This is a genomic window from Marinobacter suaedae, assembly GCF_030519635.1.
GTDB lineage: Bacteria > Pseudomonadota > Gammaproteobacteria > Pseudomonadales > Oleiphilaceae > Marinobacter > Marinobacter suaedae.
Genome location: NZ_JAUMIS010000001.1, coordinates 1,587,526 through 1,611,182 on the forward strand (window position 1 = coordinate 1,587,526; position 23,657 = coordinate 1,611,182).

Here is a 23,657-nt window from a genome sequence, read left to right on the forward strand (position 1 = left end):
GTCTTACTCCTGTTCAACGTGCATTGATTGTATGGTTTGCCTGAGCGCGACCGATGCATCCAGTTGCCGGTGCTCAGACCCCGAGAGGGTTTGTATCGTTTGCGGCGCGCTGACCTGATGAACGGCTGGGAGACCATTTGTGGTGCCTTTCCACACCAGGGTAACCAGGCAATGGGGTAACCGGAAACAGCAGGCCTGCCAGTCCGGTTCGGGCCGGTCACCGATGAGCTCGAATCCGGGCAGGACCTCAAGGGTTTGGAGGTTGCCGGCGATGCCGCGTCCCGTGGCCTTGAGCCACGCTTCCTTCAGGGTCCAAACCGTCAGAAAGGCCATTGGATCGTCTGCCTCGAGCAGCCAGGCTTGCTCCCTCAGGCTGAACCAGCGGCGCACGATGGATTGCCAGCGCGGCTTTCGCTGGATCGGTTCCAGGTCGATGCCTACCGGCACACCGTGACTTGTGGCACAGGCGACCAGGCCCTGGCTGTGGCTGAGTGACAAACGCCAGCCCTCTGGTGCCTCTGACCGGACCAGCCGACCGGACACCGGTCTGCAGGCGTCCGCCGGTTGGTTACTGGCGCCGGCCAGTGCCTGACGGATCAGCCAGCGGCTGAGCAGGTATTCGCTCCTGCGCAGCCCAGTCAGTGAGCGGAGGGTTTCCCGCTCGTGACGGATCAGCCAGGGTGGTTCCCCGGCCAGGCCGGTGCTGCCTTCCTGACATAGCCAGATGGAAGGGAGCTGGTCAGGGCTGGAGTCGCTGAATGGTCCAGCCATCGCCATCCCTTACGTATTCGAACCGATCGTGCAGGCGACTCGGGCGACCCTGCCAGAACTCGACTCGCTCCGGTCGTACCCGATAGCCGCCCCAGAAGCTGGGCAGCGGCACATCCCCGGCGCTGAACTTGCGCTTCATTTCCGCCACTTTTTGCTCCAGCAGGCCCCGGGAGGTAATGGCCTTGCTCTGCTCCGACACCCAGGCGCCAATCTGGCTGCCCCGGGGCCGGGAGGCGAAATAGCGCAGGGATTCGGCCTTGCTGACCTTTTCCACCCTGCCCTGAATGCGCACCTGCCGGTTCAGGCCAATCCAGGGGAACAGCAGTGCCGCCTGAGGGTTTTCCTCCAGTTCATGGGCCTTGCGGCTGCTGTAGTTGGTGTAGAACACAAAGCCGTTCGGGTCGAAATACTTGAGCAATACGGTGCGAAGGTTCGGCATACCGTCCCGACCGGTGGTGGCCAGGGACATGGCATTGGGTTCCAGCAGTTCCGCTCTGCGGGCATCCTCGAACCAGTGCTGGAACTGGCGGACCGGATCGTCTTCCAGACCCTCACGGTCGAGGCCTTCGCTTTCAAAGTCCCGACGCATATCGCCGATGTCCATAACCTCTTCCCCCTGATCAGAAACTGTCATCGGTACGAGCGCAGAGCATATCGGGTTCCGCAGGCCCTGTCAGGGCCGGTATTAAGTCACACGGTTACAGAATAACAACAAAGCCGGGAAGGCCGGAGTCAGTCTGTTCCGTAAATCCCGGCAGTTAAGTGTTCGCCCGGTAGGGGAAACGCCCACACAAATCCCGCAAGTCGAATTAGCAGAGAGGTCAATACGATGTTGGCGGATTACGATTCATCGCTGGTAACAGCGTCTTATGTGGTGGCCGTGCTGGCGGCCTACACCGCCCTGTATTTTGGTACCCGCCTGAATACCGCGCGGGGAGAGGAACGGCGTCGCTGGTTGATTGGTGGCTCACTGGTGATGGGATCCGGTGTCTGGACCATGCACTTCGTCGGCATGCGCGCCATGCCCATGGATGTGCCCATGTCCTTCGATATCCTGATGACCGGGCTGTCCTGGGTGGCTGCGGTGCTCGCCTCGGGTCTGGCGCTCAACATCATCAGTCGCGACCGGGTGGGCGTGGTGCCGTTTTCCACGGCGGCCTTGGCCATGGCCAGCGGCATTGTGGTGATGCATTACCTCGGCATGTATGCCATGCGCATGTCCCAGGCGCCGATAATCCATTCAGGCTTCCTGCTGCTGTCGGTGGTGATTGCGGTGCTGGCCTCCGGCGCAGCGCTGGCAATTTGCCGGTACCTGCGGAGCGTGGAAGGCGGTCGGGTCGTGCTGTTCCAGTTTGTCGCCGCCCTAGTTATGGCGGCGGCCATTTGCGGCATGCACTACACCGGCATGCTGGCGTTCATGTATCCGGAAGGCGCGGTGCCTGCCGCAGATAACGGTTTGTCGGGCCAATGGATGGGCATTCCCCTGGCCGTGGCCAGCGTCGCGTTGCTGGCGGTGGCCCTGGTGATAACCGTGGTGGATGTGCGCGATCGCCGCGCCCTGGACCGCCGCAAGGCCGAGGAAAACCGCCGGGTCAGACAGATGGCCTTTGTCGACCGGCTCACTGGTCTGCCCAATCGGGCGGGGCTGGAGCAAACCCTGCTGGATAGTCTGGCCCGGGATCCGGACCGGGAAGATCAGTTCGCGCTGATCTATCTGGATATGGCGAACTTCCGCGACCTGGCCAGCTGGCTGGAACCCGATGTGCTGGACCAGCTTGCCATGGATGTCTGCAATACCCTGAAAGAGTATTTGCCCGGGTCCGCGTACCTGGCCCGATACTCCTCCAGCGCCTTTGTGATTGTCTTGAAGGACTACCAGCGGTCAGATTACGGATTCCTGTATCGCCGTCTGCGCCAGATCGATGAAACCATCTCGGTGGCGGGCCGACCGATTACCTGGCGGGCCGGACAGTCGGTATACCCGCTCACCGGCGCCTCCAGCCGGAAACTGATTCGTGCTGCCATGGTGCCACGTCCGCTGGATCAGATTGGTCACTTTGACAAGGTGACAGCGGATGCCGAGTTGACCTTGCCGGGGCATCTGGGACATAGCTGACAAAACAGTGCCTTGGCGGCTATTCTAGTCACAAGGCACAAGCCATGAAGGCCTTGGGCTAAGTGCTTAAAAGGAGAGAACGCTGTGGCCGAAAGCCGAAAACATACCCCTCTGGCACGCACACTGCTCATCGTACTGGCTGTTCTGGTGCTGCTCTACGCCATCGTCGGCTTTCTCATTCTGCCATGGTGGCTCGAGAAGAATCTGCCAGAGCAGCTCAGCGAGCGCATGGGTTGGCAGGGGGAGATTTCCCAGGTTTCCATCAATCCCTTCGCGCTCAGTGTAGAAGCGCTGGGACTATCCGCAGAGGACGACAGTGGCGAACCGGTGCTCGGTTTCGATCGCCTGTTTGTGAACCTGAACCTGTTCCAGCTGGTCCGGGGCATTGTTGGCTTTGAGGCCATTCAGCTCCAGGAACCGTTTATCCGTCTGGATTTGCTGGAAGACTATTCAGTCAATTTTGCCCGTGACTGGCAAACCCATAATCCCGTCGTCAGTGCGCCTGAGCAGGAAGCGACCGACGCCGATCAGGCAGCGCCACCGCGCCTGTATTTTGGTGAACTCGTGATCGACGGTGGCGAACTGCTGTTCCGGGACTTCAGCCGGGGTACGGCCCAGCCGGCAGAGTTCCGGATCACCCCTCTGGACCTGAATCTTCTGGATCTGGCCACCTGGCGCCGGGACGATTCCGGCAGCACCTACAATGTGCAGGCCGCCCTCGGGGACGACACCATCGAATGGCAGGGCGACCTGAGCGTGGTGCCGCTGGCATCGCAGGGCTCTATAAACGTCAGTGGCCTTGGCTACGATAACCTCAAGCACTTCCTCGCGCCCTTTCTGCCCTACGACTTGCGTGGCGGCGAGATCAGTCTGAGTGCCGATTACGATCTGGCCGGCGGCGAGGTATTCCAGTTAACCACCCGCAACGGTGAAGTATCCCTTCAGGGATTGGCACTGGCGTTGTCGCCGGATAGCGAGCTGGCCGCCCTGTCCACGGGGGCATTCACGGTCGACCGGATAACCTTTGATCTGGCTCGTCGGGAGGCCGCCATCGGCGAGGTGAGCATCACCGGACTGGACATGGCGTTGGCCCGTAATGAATCCGGGCAGATCGACTGGCTGGTGCCACTGTCTTCGGGGCAAGCGCCGAGTGAAACCTCCGGAGAACCGAATGCAGAAAGTCCCTCCGCCGAGCCGGTCGCCTCACCCTTCCGCTGGTCGGTGCAGGGGATTGCCCTGGCGGACAGTCGCATTGCCTGGCGCGATGCCATGCTGGACACACCGGCCGAACTGGCCCTGGAACAGCTGTCTCTTGAGGTGGGGAACGCCAGCCACCGGCTGGATGAGCCGATCGGTTACCAGTTGCGGGCCACCCTGGCCAGCGGCGGCCAGTTTTCCCTCGATGGCCAGGTCACACCGCAGCCGTTTACGTTCGAAGGTGCGGTGGCGGTCTCCGGGGTGGCGCTGGAAGCTGTCAGTCCCTATGTACAGCAAAATGCCAACCTGAGGGTGGTCAATGGCACGCTCGGCCTTGATGGAAACCTGGATCTGGATGGTCAGCAGGATCCACTCACGGGCACGTTCAGCGGCACGGCAGAGATTGCCGATCTGGCACTCCGCCTTCCCGAGCAGGAGGGCGAGTTGCTGACCTGGAAAGCCTTGAGGCTGGCACCCATTGAATACAACGTGAGCCCCGCACGCCTGGAAATCGGCACGGTCACACTCACCCAGCCGGCTGTCGGACTGATCCGGGGGGCGAATAATGCGCTCAACGTGGCTTCGATTGGGCCTCAGGGTGGCGCAAAAACGGGGGACTCCGGCGCACAGCCCTCGGCTGCCGGTGATACCCCCGGCTTCATTTTCCGAATCGGCCAGCTAATGCTGGAGGAGGGTTCGGTGGCGTACACCGACCGAAGTCTGAAACCGCCGGTCACCACCTCGTTAGACCGCTTCTCCGGTAGCGTTACCGGGCTGAGCAATATCAAGCCCCAGGAGGGTAAAGTCAGCCTGCGGGGTCGGATCGACAAGGTCGCTGATCTTGAGTTTGCCGGCACCATCGGAACCCTGGGTTCCGATGCCACTAACGATCTGCAGCTCACAGTGGATGGTCTTTCCCTGCCCCAGCTTTCACCCTATTTCAGTCGGAGGCTTGGTTATCACGTCGACAGTGGCAAGATGGATCTGAATCTTGACTACAAGATTGCCGGGACCCGCCTTGATGCCAACAATCACGTTGTGCTCGATAAGATCGAACTGGGTCAAGTGGTCGACAGCGATGAGGCGGTAGACGCACCGGTGGCCCTCGGGCTGGCGGTACTGAAGGACGGCGACGGGGTGATCGAACTGGACCTGCCGGTAAGTGGCGATCTGTCAGACCCGAGTTTCAGTGTCCGGGATGTGATCCGGAAAACCTTTGTGAATTTACTGGTCAAAGCGGCGGCAGCACCCTTCACTATTCTGGGTTCGATTGTCGATCTGGCTGGTTTCACCAGCGAAGAATTGGGCGTGGTCAACTTCGGGGCCGGCAGTGCCGAGTTGTCGAAGCCGGAACAGGAAAAACTGGCAGCTCTGGCAAAAGGCATGGCAGACCGGCCAGAGTTGATCCTGAATATTCGTGGCGCTGTGGCCCCGGATGTAGATGGCAGTGACCTGTCCCCGAACGCCTTGAGCAACCTGGCTTCTGAGCGGGCTCAGGTGGTTCGCAATTTCCTGGCAGAGAGTCAGGGCGTGTCCCCGGACCGACTCTACCTGCTAGACGCATCCAGTAATGCCACGGTGCCCGACGAAGGCCTTGTGAGCATCGACCTTACTCTGGATGCCCGTTAGCAGCGAGCTGGGCAGGCAGGTTATCCGGTAGTTGAAGGCCCCACTTGTGGACCAGTTCAGCATAGGAGCCGTTGGCGATCAGCGGGTGCAGTAGCCGCATCAGGTCGTCCGCGGTTACCCGGCCTTCCTTGCGGCCGATCACGCGCAACTGGTAACGCTGGTCTGGCTTGTCCGAAATAAGCAGCTGGGACCGGCAAACGTCGTTCTCTGCCAGGATGTCGCGTAAATAGGATCGGTTGATGATGGCAACTTCCGCCAGTGACGGTCGATCCGCTTTGATCAGCCGCAGGCTTCGATTGTGGTTGTCGGAGAACTCGATACGGAAGTTCTGCCGGAGCACGTCTGGATCGGTCTCACGGTCGGCAAAACCGTAATGGTAGCCGGACATGGCGACAATGCTGCGACTGGCAATGGCATCGAAAAACGACTGGTCCCGGTCGGGTTTGTTCAGTGCAACATACACTTCCTCTTCAACGAGGATGGGCTGGCTGATCAAGGCATCCCGGTCCGACCAGCCCCAGTCGGCGCTTTCAAAGAGGATGATGTCGTACCGTCCGGCTTCAAAATCGAGGTAGCGCCGTTTCGGCGAGGTGTGAAAAACTCGGATGTCCAGGTCGTCGTGGGCCGCTTCCAAAGCGGTGATCAGATCACCTAATAGCCCTTTGGGTTTCTGGTTGCTGCCCATATCCGCAATCGGCGGGAAATGATAGGCGCCGAGGGTGATGACGGTTTCCGACTGGGCAATGGGCAGCCAACCGGCCAGCAGGGCTGTGCTGGCAAGCTGCAAGAAGGTTCGTGAAAACCGACCAGTAACGGACATAGGGTGACTGCCTCTGGATCAGATGACTCAGTTGCAGCCTACCACCTGCAACACAGACCCTGAATGACAAGATTATAAAGTTCTGCAAAATGGGATTAAGAAACATGGGACACGTTGCCAGCCACTTCTTCGCCTACGTATCGCGCCTGCGGTGGATAAAGCGCTGGGGCCTGATGCGCAACGCCATTGAGGAGAATGTCGCGACCCACTCCTGGGAAGTGGCGACGTTAGCCCATGCCCTGGCGTTGATCCGCAACCGGCATTTTGGCGGCCAGGTGAACGCCGATCGCATCGCGGCGGCCGCCCTGTATCACGATGCCACCGAGGTCATCACCGGGGACATGCCCACGCCGGTCAAATATCACTCCAAAGTCATGCGAGAAGCCTTTGGCGATATCGAACACAAAGCGGAAGCGGAACTGCTGGCGTTGTTACCGGAGGATCTGCGGGACGATTTTTCGCCCTATGTGCGGGAATCGCGCTTGCCGGCGGAAGACAAGGAACTGATCAAGGCTGCCGATCGCCTGTCGGCATTGTTGAAGTGCGAGGCGGAGATCCGGGCTGGCAATTCAGAATTCGAGCCGGCGGCCCGGCAAATCCGGGCACGGCTCGTACAGGAGGGATTACGGGAAGTGGAGTATTTCCTGCAGGTGTTTGCGCCCAGCTACGACCGCCCGCTGGACAACCTGCTGGAGTAACCCCGCTTCCCGGATGGGTCAGGCGTCGGCGGCTGATCCGAGCACGCCGGCACGCAGGCCATCCCGTTGCAGGGACTGTCGAACCACGTCTTCCGGGCTGCCAGTCAGTTCGCGGAACATGCCCATGGAACCGAGCAGCGCAGAAGACTCGTAGGGCACGAAGATCCGCTCGCCGTCTTTGGCCATGTTGGGCAATACCTTGATGTAGCTTTGCCCCAGCAGGTAGCCAATAACGGTCTGCTTGTTCTGTTCCGTTTCGCCCATGGCACTGAGCACCAGGCGGATGGATTCCTGCTCACCCTGGGCCCGTAGGATGGCGGATTCCTTATCGCCCTGGGCATTGAGGATGGCGGACTCCCGCTGGCCCTGGGCCATGGCAATGGCTGCCGACTTCTCACCTTCGGCTTCGGTCACGGTCGCCCGGCGCTTACGCTCGGCTGCCATCTGCAGGCGCATGGCTTCTTCCACTTCTTCCGGCATGCTGATGTCCTGGACTTCCACCCGGGTCAGCTTGACCCCCCACTTGGAGGCTGGCTCCTCCATTTCAGCCTGAATGGCGTTGTTGACCTCGCTGCGGGACTCGAACAGTTTGTCCAGTTCCATCTTGCCCACCACCGAACGCAGGGTGGTCTTGGCAAGAACTTCAACGGCCTGGCTCATGTTGGCGACTTCGTACACGGCCCGGCGAGGATCGATGATCTGGTAGTAGAGCGCGCCGTTGATTTTGACCGTCACGTTATCGGTGGTCACCACCGGCTGGCCCGGAAAATCCATCACCGTCTCGCGGCGATCAATGCGGGTTTCGTCGCTGGTGACCGGATGGTAGTCCTCGCCCATGCGCACGTAGCGGATCATGGTGATCGGGCGTGGCCGCTCGATAAACGGGATGATGATGTTTACCCCGCTTTCCAGCACCCGGTTGAAGGAACCCAGGCGCTCGATGACCATGACCTCCGACTGGCGGACAATCACCAGCCCCTTGGCGATGATAAAAATGCCGATAACAACGAAAACCAGGCTGATCACCAGTCCCGGTGAGATGAATGCTTCCATGTTTACTGCTCCGTGTTGTGGGTCGTTTCGACAACGGCGGTGGTGCCGTCAAACTGCTGAAAGATGACTTCGGTGCTTTCGGGCAGGTCGGTCTGGCCCGTGCTCTTAACGCGCAGCCGGTAGAAATCCCCGTTCACCTTGATGCCGGTGGCACCGTCAAAATCCCGTTTCAGGGTGCGATAGCGCTGCTGGTGTTCTACGCCAGTGCCGGTCGTGCCATAGGCCACGCCCTTGGGCGAGAAGCGGGGACGTATCCAGCGGATTGCCACCGGTACCAGGATGCCGGAGAAAATGCCCATGGCGACCAGCTGACCTTCGAGCGGCGCGCCCAGAAACGCCACCAGGGCGGTCAGCGCAGCGGCAACGCCCAGTGCCAGCAGCACCAGAACGCCGGAGGTAAGTTCAGCAAGGCTCAGCACCAGGGCCAGGATCAGCCAGAAATGCGTGAGGCTCCATTCCATAGGTAACGTCCAGTAATTCAGAGAGTTGGGCCAAATCAGGAAGTTGGCCTCCGGGCCCTGATTGTATCCAAATCCGTGTGCCGAGTCTTCGGGTGACCGAAGTGCCTCTCAGTTCTGTGGGCGAAGTCATGTTCAGGGGGAGGCCAATTGATAAAGAATCTGCCTTACTAAAGAAGGGCGGCTTCCCGCGCGTGACAAACTAAACGGGGCGTTGCATTCAACTCAGTCAGCGAGGAGAACTGACACTTATGAAGGATCTGAACAACAAGGTGGCCGTGGTAACCGGTGCGGGTTCTGGAATTGGGCGGGCACTGGCCCAGGCGCTAGCTGCCAAGGGGTGCCGATTGGCGTTGTCCGATGTCAATGACACCGGGTTGGCGGAAACGGTGAAGTCGCTCGGTGAGGTTGAGGTCAAAAGCTACCACCTGGATGTGTCAGACCGGGATGCAATCTACGCCCATGCTGAACAGGTACGGAAGGATTTTGGTCAGGTCAACCTGGTGATCAACAATGCCGGTGTCGCTCTGTCGGCGTCGGTCCGGGAAATGACCGACGAAGACTTCAAGTGGGTGATGGACATCGACTTCTGGGGTGTTGCCCACGGCACACGTGCCTTCCTGCCGCACCTGATCGAATCCGGTGATGGCCATGTGGTCAACATTTCCAGTGTGTTTGGGCTGATTGGCGTGCCCAAGCAAAGCGCCTACAACTCAGCCAAGTTCGCCGTCCGTGGCTTTACCGAGGCGTTGCGGCAGGAAATGAAGTTGGAGGAACAGGCGGTGGAAGTGAGTTGCGTACACCCGGGGGGCATCCGGACGAACATCGCCAACGCCGCGCGCATGGGCAAATCGGAGAATGCCGCAGGACTCCGCAAGGGGTTTGACAAGCTGGCTCTCACGACCCCGGAAAAGGCTGCGAACACCATCGTCAAAGGTATCCTTCGCAATGAATCCCGCATCCTTGTCGGTCCCGACGCCTGGGGCATCGACGCCATCAACCGGCTTTTGGGCGCCGCCTACCAGCCTTTGGTGGAGCGTTTCTCGCGCAAGAACCTGTACGTGTAAGGGGCGGATGGCCGGAGTCATCCGGCCATCACACGGCAGCGCTTGTCCTGTTGTCAGACAGGAAAAACCACCTATACTTGCTGAGACGTCAGGGAAAGAAAACGATCAGCATGGATAAGCCAAACCAAATGGATTTGGGGGCAACACTGGAGCACAGCCGCTCCGGCCTCAGGGACAGTCATCGCCGTTCATTGACACGGCTCCTGTTTACCGTAACCGGCACGGCCCTTGTGCTGTTTGCGTACATGCAGTTTCTGGCGGGCGCGTTCTGGGTGGGTGGTGCAGAGCTATTGGCCAGTGTCGTGTTGTTTATCGGGTGCTGGCGGTTGAAAACCACACCACAGCTGCAGCAGTGGATCTATCTCTATCTGGCCTCCCTGTTCTCCTTCTTCCTGATCATCATGATCCTGCCCAATGCCTCGGTGACCGCATTCGTCTGGGTACTGATGATGCCAGTGCTGGCCTATTTGCTGCTGGGCAAGCATGAGGGATTGATCCTCAGTATGCCCTTCATGATGTTGGGCTGTTATTTCTACTACCGTTACCTCGGAAGCGTTGACAGCCCCCAGGTCGCCATCGATCTTCTGAACATGGTGTTATGCGCGGGCCTGATGCTGACCTTTGTTCACCTGTATGAAGTGCGACGGGAAGAGGCGGAGAGCCGGCTGGTGGAGGTGGCCCAGACCGACGGCCTTACCGGCCTGCCCAGCCGCAGCAGCTTCCAGGCAACGCTGGCCCGCACGTTGGCCGAAAGTGAACGCAGCGGCGCCGAATTTGCCCTGGTGATCATGGATATCGACCATTTCAAGCTGATTAACGACACCCTCGGTCATGTTGCCGGCGACAAGGTCCTGAAACACATCGCCAGCCGATTGCAGGAAAGACTGCGGGCCACGGACTTCGTCGGGCGCATTGGTGGCGAGGAGTTCGGTCTGATTCTGCGTAACGTCCGGCCCGACCATGCCTTTGAGCTGATGGATGAGCTCCGGCAGGTGGTTGCTGACAGGGACTTGCGGTACGGCGAAGACCGGATACGGGTGACCGCATCCTTTGGCATTGCCCACTGGCCCAGACACGGCCATACGGCGGAAACCCTGTTCTCCATGGCCGACCGGTCGCTATACAAGGGTAAGACGGCCGGGCGCAACTGCGTGGTGTCGGCAGAGGCCCCGGGTCTGCTCCGTTCACGGGATATATTGGCTGGCGGCGCCGCCTGAATCAGGTACCCTTGGAGCAGGTTCTGAGCTATCCCTGAACGAACGGACTGCCCTATGTGTGAATTGCTGGCCATGAGCGCCAATACCCCCACCGACCTGTGCTTCAGTTTCACCGGCTTGACCCGACGCGGCGGCGCAACCGGTCCGCACAAGGATGGCTGGGGAGTCGCGTTTTATGAAGGCAAGGGTGTGCGGGCGTTCCACGACGTGGACGCCAGCGCCAATTCCCGCATTGCCGAAATGGTTCAGACCCACCCGATCAAGAGTGAAGTGGCCATCTGCCATATTCGTCAGGCCAATGTGGGCAGTGTCTGCCTGGCCAATACCCATCCTTTTATCCGGGAGCTGTGGGGGCAGTACTGGGTGTTTGCCCACAACGGCCAGATTTCGGACGTCAAACCACAGCCTGGGTTTTACGAGCCGGTCGGCTCCACCGACAGCGAGGCCTTGTTCTGCCGGATGCTCAATCACCTGAGGGATCACTGCAACAGGGAAACGCCGGCCGAGGACCTGGTGCAGCATCTGGTCCAGCTGTCGGTCGAGTTTTCCCGGCTCGGGGTCTTCAACCTGTTGCTGAGTAACGGCGACTGGCTCTTTACCTATTGCAGCACCAAGATGGCTTGCATCACCCGCCGGGCACCGTTTGGGCCGGCACGACTCAGGGATGCCGATGTGATTGTCGATTTCGAGTCTGAAACCACGCCCGATGATGTGGTCAGTGTGATCGTGACTGAACCGCTCACCGCCGACGAAGTCTGGGATATCTACCAGCCCGGGGAGTGGCGGTTGTGGCGTCAGGGCGGTGTTGTCTTGCAGGGACACGCTGGCGAAGCATGATGCTGCCGGCCTGCTTGCCAGTCGGCTACGACAGGCCAGCCATGCTCGAATTACTGCAATGTTCGCCGGTTGGTTGCCTGGTACTCCGGCGCGATGTGCTGCTCGATCTGTTTCTTGAACTCAGCGACCAGTTCGCTGTTGTCCTTGTCCCAGGGGTGGAAGTCCGGGCGGAAGTAATCCAGCCACGAGGGAATCAGGCTCGAAAACGCGCCCTTCCTGCCCCATAGCTGCCAGAGGCCCCGGGCCGAGTCTGTCAGCGAGAAGCGCTTGCGATCCCTGAGCATCATGCGAGCGGTGAACCAACTTGCCACCACTCCCAGAACGGCAGTGCTGAGTAACAGGTAAAACGCACGTTCGGCATAGGTACCGCCGGCCTGTTTGAAGACATCGTAGGCCACCGCCTTGTGTTCGGTTTCCTCGATGGCGTGCCAGACCCACAATGGCTGCATGCTCTCGTGCAGGTCTGCGCGGACATCGTCACGCTCCAGCAGCAAGTCCGCCATCATGGCAGTGATGTGTTCCAGGGCGCAGGTGATGGCCAGCTGGTGGCGCTCCGGCAGCAACCTCACCACATCCAGCAGTTGTTTCAGGTCCTGTTCCATGGCTTCCACGGGCATGCCCTGTTCGGCAACGTGTTGATTCATATCGTCGTGTTCCAGGGAATGCATGGCTTCCTGACCGATAAAGCCTCGCACCTCGCGCTTCAGTTTTTCGTCCTGAATGTCCTTGCGGAAGGCGCGCACAGAGTCAACAAAGAACTGTTCACCCTCGGGGAATAGAACGGACAGGGCATTCATGGTGTGGCTGACCAGGTAATTGTTGTTGACCCAGTACCGGGGCACCCTGGCATCAAAGGTAAAGCCCATACGCTGTGGCTTGATGGTCACGGTCTCTGGCGTGTGTGAGGCATTCCGAGGAATCGTCCCCGATTTGGCTGAAGCATCTGACGTCTGCATGTCTGTACTCCCTTGTGGGCGGATGTCATGGCCCCAGTTTGTGGAAATCCAGAGAGTGTCGGAATGCGATTAGGGGACGGTCTCCGTTCAGGTTGGGACACGGGGCCTGTCGATTGGCCGGATTGACGGAGTGGACCCAGGGCCGGCCCCACTGTCGGCCATGAGGGCTTTTGATAGAGTCGGTGACATTGCTTTGTACTCTTAATCGGGAAGGAACCACCATGACCAGAACCGGACCGGGTCAGGAACGACGGACAGCGGGGTTGTCGCTGGTTCCAGGCGTTTACATGAAGGTACTGGCCGAGACGGTCCGCCGGCTTGGGCACAATGACCGGCTGATGTTCCAGGGCCTGAATGTTACTCCCGATGACCTGAAATCCAGCGACAGCCGCGTCTTCGCGACCGATGCGATTGTGCTGGCCCAGCGTGCCCTCCATCTGGCGGGACCGGATGGCCTGAGCTTTGCGCTGGCACGACAGCTGCGCCTGACCATTCATGGCACGCTGGGCTTCGCGGCCCTCACCAGTCCGACCTTCTCGGCTGCGGTCGCCTCGGTGCAGCGTTATCTGCAGTTGCGGGCCCCTTTTCTGAGCATGGATTATTCCATCACCGGTAATCAGGTGCGGATGTATCTGCACGCAGAGCCCGGACTGCCGGAGTTGTATGACTTTCTGTTGGAGACCGTCAGCGCGACCCTGATTTACCTGACCGAACAGCTACTGGACCGTGGCATCGCGGGGCAGCGGGGGCTGATCATGGAACAGGGCAAGCTGCCAGGTGTGATTGTCCGTCTGAGGGCGCCTGAGCCACCTTACTACCCGCGTTTTGAGTGCCAGTTGCCCGTGCGCTTCGAGTACGGGCAGCCTGAAGACACGCTGGTGTTTCCCCTCGAACTGATGACTGTGCCCATGCGGCTGGCCGATGCGGATGCGTCCCGCATGGCCCGGGAGCAGTGCGAGCTGGAACTGCAAAAGGCGTTGAAGGAGCAAGGGGACATCAGTCTGGCCATCCGAAACATGTTGCGGATGATGCCGGGGCCTTTGCCCTCGCTGGAGGCCACCGCCGAGCGCTTTTTCGTATCCTCGAGAACCCTGAAACGACGGCTGGCAGAGCGCGATACCAGTTATCGGGAAATCGTTGAGGCGGTACTGAAAGACCGGGCCATTCAGTTGCTGCGCTATACCAACAAGTCAGCAACCGAAATTGCCTATGAACTGGGGTATGCGGATCTGTCCAATTTCAGCCGTGCGTTTCGGAAGTGGACCGGCAAGTCGGCTGGCGAATTCCGGGAAACCGATCCCGCGCCCGACGTTGGTCCCTGACCGGCGCTGGCAAAAACCGTCTCATCAGCCCTTGTGTATTTTCGTCCGGGCACCCATATAACTGTTTGAAACCAATCATTATCGGGACGTTTTATGACCACTGACTTGGACGTGAAGGATACGCACAGCAAGCTGTTCGGGTACCTGCTCTGGATCTTCGGGTTCCTGGGTTCCCACCGGTTTTACTATGGAAAGCCAGTGACCGGCACCATCTGGTTCTTCACCCTGGGCCTATTGTTTGTCGGCTGGATCATCGATCTGTTCCTGATCCCGGCCATGGACCGGGAGGCGGACATCCGGTTCCGAAGCGGGGAAGTCAACTACAACATTGGCTGGTTACTGCTCACGTTCACCGGTGTCTTCGGCTTGCACCGGATGTACATGGGCAAGTGGATCAGCGGCATCATCTACCTGCTCACCGGCGGTCTGTTCCTGCTTGGTGTGCTCTATGATTTCTGGACCCTGAACGACCAGATTTCCATCCGCAACCGGGAACGGCGGTTCGACTGATTACAGCCCCGCCGCCTGTTCCAGCTCTTCCAGCCCCTGCTCCAGCCCATCCAGCATCCGCTGGAGGCTGGGCAGGGTGCGCCGGCAACCGATGAGGCCAAATTCGACCTGATCGTTATAGCTGGTCAGCGTCATGTTCAGGGCCAGACGGTCCATCGCAATGGACACCGGGTACATGCCTTCCAGTCTCGCGCCGTTCCAGTACTGTGTCTCTTTCGGACCGGGCACGTTGGATATCACCACGTTGAAGGTCTGCCAGTCCGGCGCCATGCCGGTGAGCAGGTGGAAGGCGGCAGGTGCCATCATCAGTGCGGTATAGTTGATGATTTCCTCGGACGACATCTGGGCGTAGCGATCCTTGGCCTCCCGGACCTCCCTGTGAATGTGCATCAGCCGTTCTGCCGGCTCGCTCAGGTCGGTCGCCAGCGAAGCCAGGATAATGCCCACCTGATTACCTTCGGCACTGCTGTCGTCGTGCCGCAGGGACACTGGCACCATGGCCACCAGTGGCTTTTTCGGCAGAGCGTCCCGGTTCATCAGGTACACCCGCAACGCCGTGGCGCACATGGCCATCACCACATCGTTTACGGTAGTGCCATAGGCATGGCATACCCGACGGATTCTCTCCATGCCGAACGACTGGGCGGCGAAACGGCGTGACCCGGTGATTTTCTGGTTCAGGACGCTGCGCGGCGCGTGGAAGATGGAATCGTACACGGGGTTTTTGCGGGCCTCGTTGACCGTGCGAAGAATCTCCCGGGCAACGGTGGGCACCGTGCCCAGCTGCTTGCCCGATTCGCCCAGCCAGTGTCGGAGCGTACGCCACAGACTTGGCTCCGGGCCATCGTCCCGCCCGGAGCGAGCCGGCAGGTCCCAGATGGGTGGCATATTCCGCCGGGACGGATCGGACGACAACATGCGCCGAATCAGGCGCATGGCCGACATACCATCGACCAGCGAATGATGCACCTTGATGTACAGGGCAAACTGCCGGTCCTGCAGGCCCTCGATCAGATGCAATTCCCACAGGGGCCGTTCCCGATCCATCAGGTGTGAATGCTCGGCCGAAATGAAGGTCAGCAATTCTCGTATTCGCCCCGGTGTGGGCAGTGCCTCGAACCGGAAGTGATGCTCCAGATCCAGGTGGTCGTCGTGCACCCACACCGGCTGCGTCAGGCGGGTGTCGAGGCAGCGATCGAAGGGCGCTGTCACATGAGTGTGCTGGCGGAGCTGCCCGGCCAGCTGGGCCACGTAATCGTCCGGCGCATCGTCAGGAAAAGAGAACAGCTGGAGCCCGCCCACATGCATGGGTTGCTGGCGCTTTTCGAGCCAGAGAAACAGCTGATCGGTGGGGCTGAGAGATTTCAAATGACGATCCTTGTTCAGGGCTTGGTGTGGATGACTTTGATGGTAGCCGAAGGTTTGGCGCCCGGACATTGACCGGTCCGCAGAATTGACGGTTCCTGCCGGTCAGGTCTGAACTAAGGTTAGGGTCGTAGCAGTTAATCAGGGAAATCAATACGCAAGGGGTGAGTCTGTGCCGACAGAGTCAGGCATACATGGCGTGAAGACAAGGTGCTGGGCTGGGTGTGTCGCAGTGTTGATCTTGCTGATGGGGCTGTCGGCCGGCGTCAGGGCGCAGCAGGCGCCCGATGTGCGTCTGGAAACGGTCGCCCGGGAACCGGTTCTGCAGGAGATCCCGCTCAATGGCACGGTGAATCCGTTGAAGGCCTCGGCTATTTCCCCGGCTGTCGCCGGTCTGGTGGACTCGGTGCCGGTGGACACGGGCGACCAGGTGGCCCGGGGCGATGTCCTGGTAGAGCTGGACGATGAGCAGGCGGTTTACGAACTGGCGGCGGCCCGGGCGGAAGCCAGCCAGGCCCGGGCGCTGTTGGCGGAGGCTGAACGCCGGTTACAGGAAGCCCAGTCTGTTGGCGCCGGACGGAACATCGCCGCCACCGAGGTGCGCAGCCGGGAGAACGATGTCGTGGCGGCACGGGCGTCCCTGGCCCGAAATCAGGCGAGATTCAACCTGATGGAAGTCATGGTGCGCCGACATCAGGTATTGGCTCCGTTCGACGGGGTGGTCAGCAGCCGGAGTGTCGACCTGGGCGAGTGGATCACACCCGGCGGTGAGATCATGCAATTGGTGGACATCACCCACCTGCGCCTCGACTTTCAAGTGCCCCAGGAATACCTGCATCGCCTGGACGAACGTTCCCGGTTACTGGCTCGTGTCGGAAAGCACAGCAAACTGAAGGAAGCGCCGATCACTGTGCGGGTGCCGGTGACCGACCCCCAGGCCCGTACCTTTCTGCTGCGGGCGCGGCCACCGGAAGGTGAGACGGTCTGGCCGGGCATGGCGGTGCAGGCCACCCTGCAGGTGAGCACCGGCGAATCCGGACTGACCGTATCCCGGGATGCCCTCAACCGTTACCCCGAAGGCCGCGTTACCGTGTGGATTGCCACGCCTGCGGGGGATGACACCTACACCGTCAGCGAAAAGCGGGTCCAGCTTGGTCTGGCCTTTCAGGGCAAGGTGGAAATCACCCGTGGTCTTGACGGGGGCGAGCAGGTGGTGGTGCGCGGCAACGAGTCGCTGACGGAGGGCATCACGGTCCGGCTGGCTGCCCGAGAGGCCCGGTAATGTTTTCAGCCATCATCAGGCGCGGCACGCTGGTCGCTGTCGTTGCCCTTATCATAGCGATCCTGGGCACTGCGGCTGCCTTTCGCATCCCGGTCCAGATGATTCCGGATCTGGAAGTGCGCACGGTGACCGTGGAAACCCGCTGGCCCGGCGCGACGCCCCAGGACATTGAGAAGGAAATCCTGATCGAGCAGGAGCGTTATCTCCGCAACGTGCCCAACCTGAGCCGGATGATGGCTACCGCCTTCAGTGGCAGCGCGGAGATTGAACTGGAATTTCCGTTCGGAGTGGACATCACCGAAACCCTTATCCAGATCAACAATGCCCTCAGCCAGGTCCCTGATTACCCTCTGAACGTGGACGAGCCCCGGATTGTTGCTGCGTCCTTCTCCTCTAATTCCTTCATGTATCTGAGAGTGTCCACCCTGCCGGGAAACCCCCGGGAACTGGATATCCAGCTGATGCGGGATTTCATCGAAGACCGGGTGCGGCCACGAATGGAAAGTGTGTCCGGGGTGTCCGAGGTTGAGATCGGGGGGGGTGCTGACCGGCAGATTCAGATCCTGGTCGACGAAGCGGCGCTGGCACAGCGGGGCCTTGGCCTTGTGGATCTGCGTAACGCCATCAACCAGCGCAACCGGGATGTCTCCGGGGGGGAACTGGAGGCGGGCAAGCGCCGCTACCTGTTGCGGACGGTCGGGCGGTTTGAGGATATTTCCGAGCTGGAACAGCTGGTTATCCGCCGTCAGGGCGACAGTGTGGTGCGGCTCAGGGATGTGGCCCGGGTCCAGACCGGCCATTCCCGCATCCGGGAGCTGGCGATCGTCAATGGCCAACGGGTGATCGGCGTGCAGGTCCGGCGCGAGAGCGGTTCCAATGTCATTGATATCAAGCACGCGATGATGGACGAGGTGGCGTCCATCAACGAGGAAGTGCTTGAACCCGCGGGCATGATCCTGGAGCTCACAGCGGACGACGCCCGCTACGTGGAGGCGTCCATCGCCAATGTCTGGACCAACCTGGGCATTGGCGCGGTCTTTGCCACCCTGGTGATGTACCTGTTCCTGCGCTCGGGCCGGGCCACCCTGGCCGGCGTCTGTGGTATTCCCCTGTGCGCCATTGCGGCGTTTATGGGCCTGCTGCTTACCGGCCGGACCATCAACGTCATCTCGCTGGCCGGCATTGCCTTTGCCATCGGCATGACCGTGGACAACAGCATTGTGGTACTGGAGAACATTGAGCGCCATCGGCGTCTGGGGCTGGACCGCTTCGAATCGGCGCTAAAGGGTGTGCAGGAGGTGTGGCCAGCGGTGTTCGCTTCGACCGCCACCACGCTGCTGGTGTTTCTGCCGATCCTGTTTATCGAAGAGGAAGCCGGGCAACTGTATTCCGATGTGGCCATTGCCATTTCAGCGGCCATCCTGGCTTCCATGCTGGTGGCCATCACCATCATCCCCACCCTGTGCGCCCGGCTCGATTTTCGCCGCAGCGCCACGGAAACCGATCAGTATGGCAATGTGACCGCAGGCGGCTGGTCCACGTCGGTGCTGCGGGCGGTTCGGTGGCTGGTGTCTGAATCCTTGCGTCGCACCCTGGTGATTGTTGCGACCGTTCTGGTCAGTGCCTGGATCATTTTTGCCCTGACGCCGCCGGCGGAGTACCTGCCCGAGGGCGAAGAACCCAAGACCTTCGCCTTTATGAACGCACCGCCTGGTTACAATCTGAGCGAAATGGCCGCCATTGCCCGGCAGGTCGAGGACCATTTCCTGCCCCACGTGAATGCCGATGGCCTGGCGTATGCTGCAGGCGAGACCCGAGTCCCGCCCATGGCGTACCTGAACATGCAGGTGTCACCCACCGGTATGCGGATCATCGCCGAAACCCTGGATCCCACCCACATTGAGGCGCTGATGGATGAAATCACCCGGGTCTACGAAGAGTTCCCGGGCATGCGCGCGTTTGCCGCGAAAGGCTCCATCATCTCGAGCAACGATGGCGGCACCCGCAGCATCAACCTCGATATCTCCGGCCCGGATCTGGCGTCGGTCTATCGGGCTGCCAACGCGGCCTATCGCCAGGCCGAAACCATTTTCGACAACCCACGTATCCAGAGCCAGCCGCCGACCCTGTCCCTGGCTCAGCCACTGGTGCAGGTCCGGCCGGACTGGGACCGCGCGGCAGAGCTGGGCCTGGACACCGAGGCCATCGGCTTCACGGTGGCCTCACTGACGGAAGGCAGCTATATCGGCGACTTCTTTCTGGACGACGACAAGGTGGACATCTATGTCTACGGTCAGGCCAGCGAGGGGGTGCAACTGGCCAGTCTGCCCGATGTCATGGTGCATACGCCGGATGGCGCCACCCTGCCACTTTCCAGCATTGCGACGCTGGAGGAAACCGTGGACACCAGTGTGGTCCGGCGCGTGGATGGCCGGCGCACAGTCACCCTGAATGTCATCCCGCCGGGCAAGGTGCCGCTGGAAACCGGGGTGGAACGGGTGCGTACCGAGTTACTTCAGACCATGCGGGAAGAAGGAACGCTGCCGGCCAGCGTGGATGTGGATATCTCCGGGGCCAGCGATCAGCTCAATGCCACCCGTGATGCCCTGACCGGTAATTTCATCATCGCCATTGCCATTGTTTACCTGGTGCTGGTGGCCATCTTTGCCCACTGGGGATTCCCGCTGCTCATCCTGACCGCCATTCCGCTCGGCGTTGCCGGAGGCATCATCGGGCTGGCGCTGATGAATCTGGTGGGCGGTATGCTGCCGCTGCTGGGGCTTCAGCCCCTGAGCCAGCCGTTCGATATGATCACCATGCTGGGCTTCCTGATCCTGATGGGCACCGTGGTGAACAACCCGATTCTGGTACTGGATCAGGCCCGCCAGAACCTCCGCCACCAGGGCGGCAATGTGGTCGAGGGGGTGGTCGATGCGGTGGCCACCCGGCTGCGTCCCATTGCCATGACCACCCTGACCACCATTTGCGGCCTGTCGCCGCTGGTATTCCTGCCCGGGGAAGGCACCGAACTGTACCGGGGCGTGGGAGCCATCGTCCTGTTCGGGCTGATGGGGGCGGCCATTGTGACGGTCACCTTCCTGCCGGCCCTGGCGATCCTGGTGTTTTCGCTCCGGGACCGCATCGACACCGAAACAGGTGCCGTGCGTCGTTAATGTCCAGAAACGAAAAAAACCGGAGCATCTCATCCCTTCAGGGATTCGATGGTCCGGCACCAATGCCAACAACAATGATCTGATGATCCAGCCAAATCCATGGCCAAAGCGTTCATCCTTACGGGTTATTTAGCGATCTTCATGCCAGTTTTTAGTCTCTATAAAAATCAGTGGGTTGGTGTGGTTTTGACGGTAAAGGCCTGGCCCGAGTGCAGGAAAGCTGCCCCGAACTGGGGCGAATGCCCATTTTTAAGGCCGGACAGTGGCCGGGTACTTGCTCCAGTCCTGTTGTTCGGAGTTGAAGGGCTGGCGTTTTGCCATGAGTACCAGAAGGCAGCCGCAACCGGCGGTCGCTTCCTAGGCTGCGGATTACCTGATCGCCTCACGCCAGTGCGAGTCCTGTATCCCGGAGCTTCGCAGCCTGCTGGAGGCCCATGGCGACGCCGGGGCGATCGAAGTGCGGGATCAGGTGTTAGCGGACTGACCGAAGCATCTGCATAGGTACCCGGTAACGGACGCCTTTGGCTGCGCCGGTGCCCTCCACCGTGCAGGTTTTGCGATTCACCCGCAGAATTCGTCCCTGAATGACCTTTGGTTCCTGGCCGAAAACGATGGGTTCTCCGACCTGCCACTGCCGGTGGCTATGAACCGGGCCGGGCAGTTCCAGGGGCGTGTCAGACAGTCTCAGCGAGTGGTGTTCGGCCTTTTCGGCCAGGGTCTGTCGTGCCGCCTCCGCGCCCCCGCTCTGATGCAGATTATCCAGAATGTTGTAGAAATGCCGGTTATGGACCGAGCCTCGAAAGCGTTTGCCGGCGCTTTGCTGAAGTAGGTGGGCGAACTCGTGACAGCAGGTGTGGGCCAGCAGGTTCAGCGGGCTGACTTCTCCGTCGAAATAACCCCTGCGCTGGATTTCGCGACTGGACAGCCAGCCGTGGGCGGATTCGGCGCAATGCTTGGCCTCGATCATCCGCACGCCATAGGTGATCTGGTGTTGCTTGTTCCGGGGATCAAAGCGGTGGTAAGTGGCCTGGCCGGAACCGGTGCGGCAGGCCAGCGTACTGCCTGGAAGCCGTTCCCGGACCCAGTTGGCGGCCGGGAGCCAGAGGATCTGCTCGGTGACTTCGCACATCAGTTCACCGAGTTGTCGGGCAGGTAGGGCAGTGGTACTCATGAGTCGGGCTTATCGCTTGGACGGTCTACAACGGTATGGCTCTAGGGTAACGCCAGCGGTGGCCGATGACCATGAACATTCTGAGAGTCGCAGTGGCGGTCAGGCCAGCCAGTCAGCACTCGCCAGCCAGATCAGCCTCAATGCCAGCACCGTCAGCACCAGATTGAACAGCCGGTTAAACCACTGGTTGCTGAACGATTTGAGCAGGTGCAGGCCAATCCAGGTACCGGCAAAGCCGCTGATGATCATGGCCAGGATAAACGGCAGCCAGTCCGGAAAGACAAATCCCGCCAGACTGAACACCAGTGCCTTGGGCGCATGTTGCAGGCTCATGGCGGTGGCGAAGGTGGCAACGGTGGAAAAACGGTCTGGTTGAATCTGCTTGATGAAAGCGGCGACCAGAGGCCCGGTTGCCCCCACGAACAGGCTGATGAAACTGGTCAGCGCCGAGGCCAGAAAGGTGCCGACGCTACCGAAGGATGCCCTGGGCAGTGGCGGCCCCCAGCACAGGTAGAGCACAAACCCGGCCACGGCCAGTTGCCAGACCGGCTCGGGCAGATCGACCAGTAACCATGCCCCCGCCAGGGTGCCCACCAGAACGCCGGGTGCGAAGGCGATGATCACCGGCCAGTTGATGTGTCGGACGGTCATGGCCGCCCGGCCAGCGTTGGAACCCAGCTGAATCATGCCGTGGACCGGAATGATGGCCGCCGGGGGCAGCCAGCCGGCCATCAGCACCAGAAGCAGCACGCCGCCGCCCGCCCCCAGGGTGGCGGTGATCAGTGAGGTCAGTGCAGAACAGGCAAGCAGGGTCAGGGCAATGGGCAGGCTCAGGGCCTCGGGTAACAACAGGCTTACTTCCATGCACAGAAGTCCGTCTCGGTGATTTCCGGTGTTTTGCACAGGGCTTCCATGGCCAGTTCCACATCGGCCACATAATACAGCGATGCCAGACCCAGCCGGTCCCGTCCCAGATTATGAAACACCATACCAAAGGCAATATCGCCGGCGCTAAAACGCCCATGGTGGGTGGCGAAGTAATCGGCGGGTTTGCCCAGTTGCGGGTCGGTCAGCAGCGAGGTGATCCGCCCTGCACCGCCGTGGTAAGCCTGTATCAGCAACAAGTTAAACAGACGTTCCCGTTTTTGCTCCGTCAGGTGGCCAAAGCGTTCATTGAAGGCCGGTCGCAGGTTCCGCGCGTTCTGGTTGGTCAGGCGCAGTGCACAGTCGATTTGCGCCAGCCGGTGCCAGTAGTTCTTGGGCCGGATCTGGCAGTCGGACAGCGCCGTGGGCGACAGTTGCATGATGCCACGGGCGTCTGCGGCCGAGTGGGCGCGTTGCTGGCCGCCGCTTTCAATCAGGATCTGTCCGGCCAGGTGCGGCAGCAGCCCGGGTGCGAGGTTGATCCGCTGCTGCTCCGCGCGGGTGCTGTAAACGTAGTTCAGCGCGTCGTGCAGGGAACCCGGCTCGGCCGACGAAGCAAAGGCCAGGTCGTCCCAGGCGCCCCACAACCGGTAGGCGGGCGCTCGGCCAAGGTAGCGGGCCAGGGCTCTATCAAGGTCCACATGGGGTTGGTCGCAGGAGAGTGCGAAGGGATACCCCGTTTGTCCTTTGCCCCCCGGTACCCAGGTGTCAACCCGTTCGTCCTGGTGCAAGGAGCGCCGGGTATCGTTGAGCTGGGCCTGGGTTGCTTCCCGGGTGGCCTTGTCGGAGAGCCAGGCCAGAAACTGCCCGCGCATATCGAACAGGATGTGGCGGTCGCTTTCGGAGCAGTAGCCCGACTCTCGAAGGACCCAGTCGCGGATGGTCAGAATGTTGGTGTAGACACCCTGGCTGACCCAGTAGGGTGAGCTGCGCACGACCTGGGTCCAGTCCCGCTCCGAGTCGTCCGGGACGTCTGACTCCGCCGTGGCACACAGCGCCCACAAGGCGGTCAGGATGAAAAACAGACTCTGCTGTCGTAAGCTCAGGCGATTAGGGTCCATACGCGCTCCATCCCTGATATTCCAGGCGAG

20 protein-coding genes are annotated in these 23,657 nt (G+C 60.7%); 10 read left to right on the forward strand and 10 right to left on the reverse strand.

Annotation, left to right across the window (positions count from 1 at the left end; genetic code table 11):
* Nucleotides 1-3: 3 nt before the first annotated feature.
* Together QVZ43_RS07235 and pdxH are read right to left on the reverse strand one after the other, a co-directional pair.
* Nucleotides 4-771, reverse strand: coding sequence for a 4'-phosphopantetheinyl transferase family protein (locus tag QVZ43_RS07235; protein WP_302909388.1), 768 nt, complete (start codon nucleotides 769-771; stop codon nucleotides 4-6).
* Complete coding sequence (gene pdxH, locus QVZ43_RS07240; RefSeq protein WP_302909389.1) at nucleotides 740-1,375, reverse strand: pyridoxamine 5'-phosphate oxidase; 636 nt, start codon at nucleotides 1,373-1,375, stop codon at nucleotides 740-742. Before pdxH ends, QVZ43_RS07235 begins: the two co-directional genes overlap by 32 nt.
* A gap of 225 nt (nucleotides 1,376-1,600) precedes the next feature.
* On the opposite strand from pdxH, the gene QVZ43_RS07245 reads away from it, so the two are divergent.
* Nucleotides 1,601-2,887, forward strand: a complete 1,287-nt coding sequence (locus QVZ43_RS07245; RefSeq protein ID WP_302909390.1) for an MHYT domain-containing protein — start codon at nucleotides 1,601-1,603, stop codon at nucleotides 2,885-2,887.
* 84 nt (nucleotides 2,888-2,971) lie between these two features.
* Nucleotides 2,972-5,713 (forward strand): DUF748 domain-containing protein, encoded by a 2,742-nt coding sequence (locus QVZ43_RS07250; protein ID WP_302909391.1) that lies wholly within the window; start codon nucleotides 2,972-2,974, stop codon nucleotides 5,711-5,713.
* Here the strand turns inward: QVZ43_RS07250 and QVZ43_RS07255 are convergent.
* Complete coding sequence (locus tag QVZ43_RS07255; protein ID WP_302909392.1) at nucleotides 5,694-6,533, reverse strand: substrate-binding periplasmic protein; 840 nt, start codon at nucleotides 6,531-6,533, stop codon at nucleotides 5,694-5,696. The genes QVZ43_RS07250 and QVZ43_RS07255 overlap by 20 nt on opposite strands.
* A gap of 104 nt (nucleotides 6,534-6,637) precedes the next feature.
* Here QVZ43_RS07255 and yfbR point away from each other — a divergent pair, with 104 nt between their 5' ends.
* Nucleotides 6,638-7,231: a 5'-deoxynucleotidase gene (gene yfbR, locus QVZ43_RS07260; RefSeq protein ID WP_223795206.1), complete on the forward strand. Its 594-nt coding sequence runs from the start codon at nucleotides 6,638-6,640 to the stop codon at nucleotides 7,229-7,231.
* An 18-nt stretch (nucleotides 7,232-7,249) separates the two neighbouring features.
* Here the strand turns inward: yfbR and QVZ43_RS07265 are convergent, their stop codons facing one another.
* Both QVZ43_RS07265 and QVZ43_RS07270 read right to left on the reverse strand, forming a co-directional pair.
* Nucleotides 7,250-8,284, reverse strand: a complete 1,035-nt coding sequence (locus QVZ43_RS07265) for an SPFH domain-containing protein (RefSeq protein ID WP_223795207.1) — start codon at nucleotides 8,282-8,284, stop codon at nucleotides 7,250-7,252.
* Nucleotides 8,285-8,286: 2 nt separating this feature from the next.
* On the reverse strand, nucleotides 8,287-8,745 hold the full coding sequence (locus QVZ43_RS07270) for an NfeD family protein (protein WP_302909393.1): 459 nt from the start codon (nucleotides 8,743-8,745) through the stop codon (nucleotides 8,287-8,289).
* 248 nt (nucleotides 8,746-8,993) lie between these two features.
* Here QVZ43_RS07270 and QVZ43_RS07275 point away from each other — a divergent pair, with 248 nt between their 5' ends.
* The 3 genes from QVZ43_RS07275 to QVZ43_RS07285 all read left to right on the forward strand — a co-directional run bounded on the left by QVZ43_RS07275 (nucleotide 8,994) and on the right by QVZ43_RS07285 (nucleotide 11,863).
* Nucleotides 8,994-9,809 carry an SDR family NAD(P)-dependent oxidoreductase gene (locus QVZ43_RS07275; protein WP_302909394.1) on the forward strand — a complete coding sequence of 272 codons (816 nt, stop codon included), beginning with the start codon at nucleotides 8,994-8,996 and terminating at the stop codon, nucleotides 9,807-9,809.
* A gap of 110 nt (nucleotides 9,810-9,919) precedes the next feature.
* Nucleotides 9,920-11,026: a GGDEF domain-containing protein gene (locus tag QVZ43_RS07280; RefSeq protein ID WP_302909395.1), complete on the forward strand. Its 1,107-nt coding sequence runs from the start codon at nucleotides 9,920-9,922 to the stop codon at nucleotides 11,024-11,026.
* 54 nt (nucleotides 11,027-11,080) lie between these two features.
* The gene (locus QVZ43_RS07285; protein ID WP_223795211.1) at nucleotides 11,081-11,863 is read left to right on the forward strand and encodes a class II glutamine amidotransferase; all 783 of its coding nucleotides are present in this window, start codon (nucleotides 11,081-11,083) and stop codon (nucleotides 11,861-11,863) included.
* A gap of 50 nt (nucleotides 11,864-11,913) precedes the next feature.
* Here the strand turns inward: QVZ43_RS07285 and QVZ43_RS07290 are convergent, their stop codons facing one another.
* Nucleotides 11,914-12,819, reverse strand: coding sequence for a metal-dependent hydrolase (locus QVZ43_RS07290; protein WP_302909396.1), 906 nt, complete (start codon nucleotides 12,817-12,819; stop codon nucleotides 11,914-11,916).
* A gap of 221 nt (nucleotides 12,820-13,040) precedes the next feature.
* Between QVZ43_RS07290 and QVZ43_RS07295 the strand changes: the two genes are divergently transcribed.
* Nucleotides 13,041-14,141 carry a helix-turn-helix domain-containing protein gene (locus QVZ43_RS07295; RefSeq protein ID WP_302909397.1) on the forward strand — a complete coding sequence of 367 codons (1,101 nt, stop codon included), beginning with the start codon at nucleotides 13,041-13,043 and terminating at the stop codon, nucleotides 14,139-14,141.
* A 93-nt stretch (nucleotides 14,142-14,234) separates the two neighbouring features.
* Complete coding sequence (locus tag QVZ43_RS07300; protein ID WP_302909398.1) at nucleotides 14,235-14,651, forward strand: NINE protein; 417 nt, start codon at nucleotides 14,235-14,237, stop codon at nucleotides 14,649-14,651.
* On the opposite strand, the gene QVZ43_RS07305 is transcribed toward QVZ43_RS07300, so the two are convergent.
* Nucleotides 14,652-16,019 carry a WS/DGAT/MGAT family O-acyltransferase gene (locus QVZ43_RS07305; protein WP_302909399.1) on the reverse strand — a complete coding sequence of 456 codons (1,368 nt, stop codon included), beginning with the start codon at nucleotides 16,017-16,019 and terminating at the stop codon, nucleotides 14,652-14,654.
* 229 nt (nucleotides 16,020-16,248) lie between these two features.
* On the opposite strand from QVZ43_RS07305, the gene QVZ43_RS07310 reads away from it, so the two are divergent.
* A complete protein-coding gene (locus tag QVZ43_RS07310) occupies nucleotides 16,249-17,298 on the forward strand; it encodes an efflux RND transporter periplasmic adaptor subunit (protein WP_302909400.1) in 1,050 nt (349 codons plus the stop codon).
* The gene (locus QVZ43_RS07315) at nucleotides 17,298-20,471 is read left to right on the forward strand and encodes an efflux RND transporter permease subunit (RefSeq protein WP_302909401.1); all 3,174 of its coding nucleotides are present in this window, start codon (nucleotides 17,298-17,300) and stop codon (nucleotides 20,469-20,471) included. Before QVZ43_RS07310 ends, QVZ43_RS07315 begins: the two co-directional genes overlap by 1 nt.
* A 472-nt stretch (nucleotides 20,472-20,943) precedes the next feature.
* On the opposite strand, the gene QVZ43_RS07320 is transcribed toward QVZ43_RS07315, so the two are convergent.
* The 3 genes from QVZ43_RS07320 to QVZ43_RS07330 form a co-directional block, all read right to left on the reverse strand.
* Nucleotides 20,944-21,642 (reverse strand): hypothetical protein, encoded by a 699-nt coding sequence (locus QVZ43_RS07320; RefSeq protein WP_302909402.1) that lies wholly within the window; start codon nucleotides 21,640-21,642, stop codon nucleotides 20,944-20,946.
* A 99-nt stretch (nucleotides 21,643-21,741) separates the two neighbouring features.
* Nucleotides 21,742-22,506, reverse strand: coding sequence for a sulfite exporter TauE/SafE family protein (locus tag QVZ43_RS07325; protein WP_302909403.1), 765 nt, complete (start codon nucleotides 22,504-22,506; stop codon nucleotides 21,742-21,744).
* A complete protein-coding gene (locus tag QVZ43_RS07330) occupies nucleotides 22,497-23,627 on the reverse strand; it encodes a lytic transglycosylase domain-containing protein (protein ID WP_302909404.1) in 1,131 nt (376 codons plus the stop codon). Before QVZ43_RS07330 ends, QVZ43_RS07325 begins: the two co-directional genes overlap by 10 nt.
* Nucleotides 23,628-23,657: the final 30 nt, after the last annotated feature.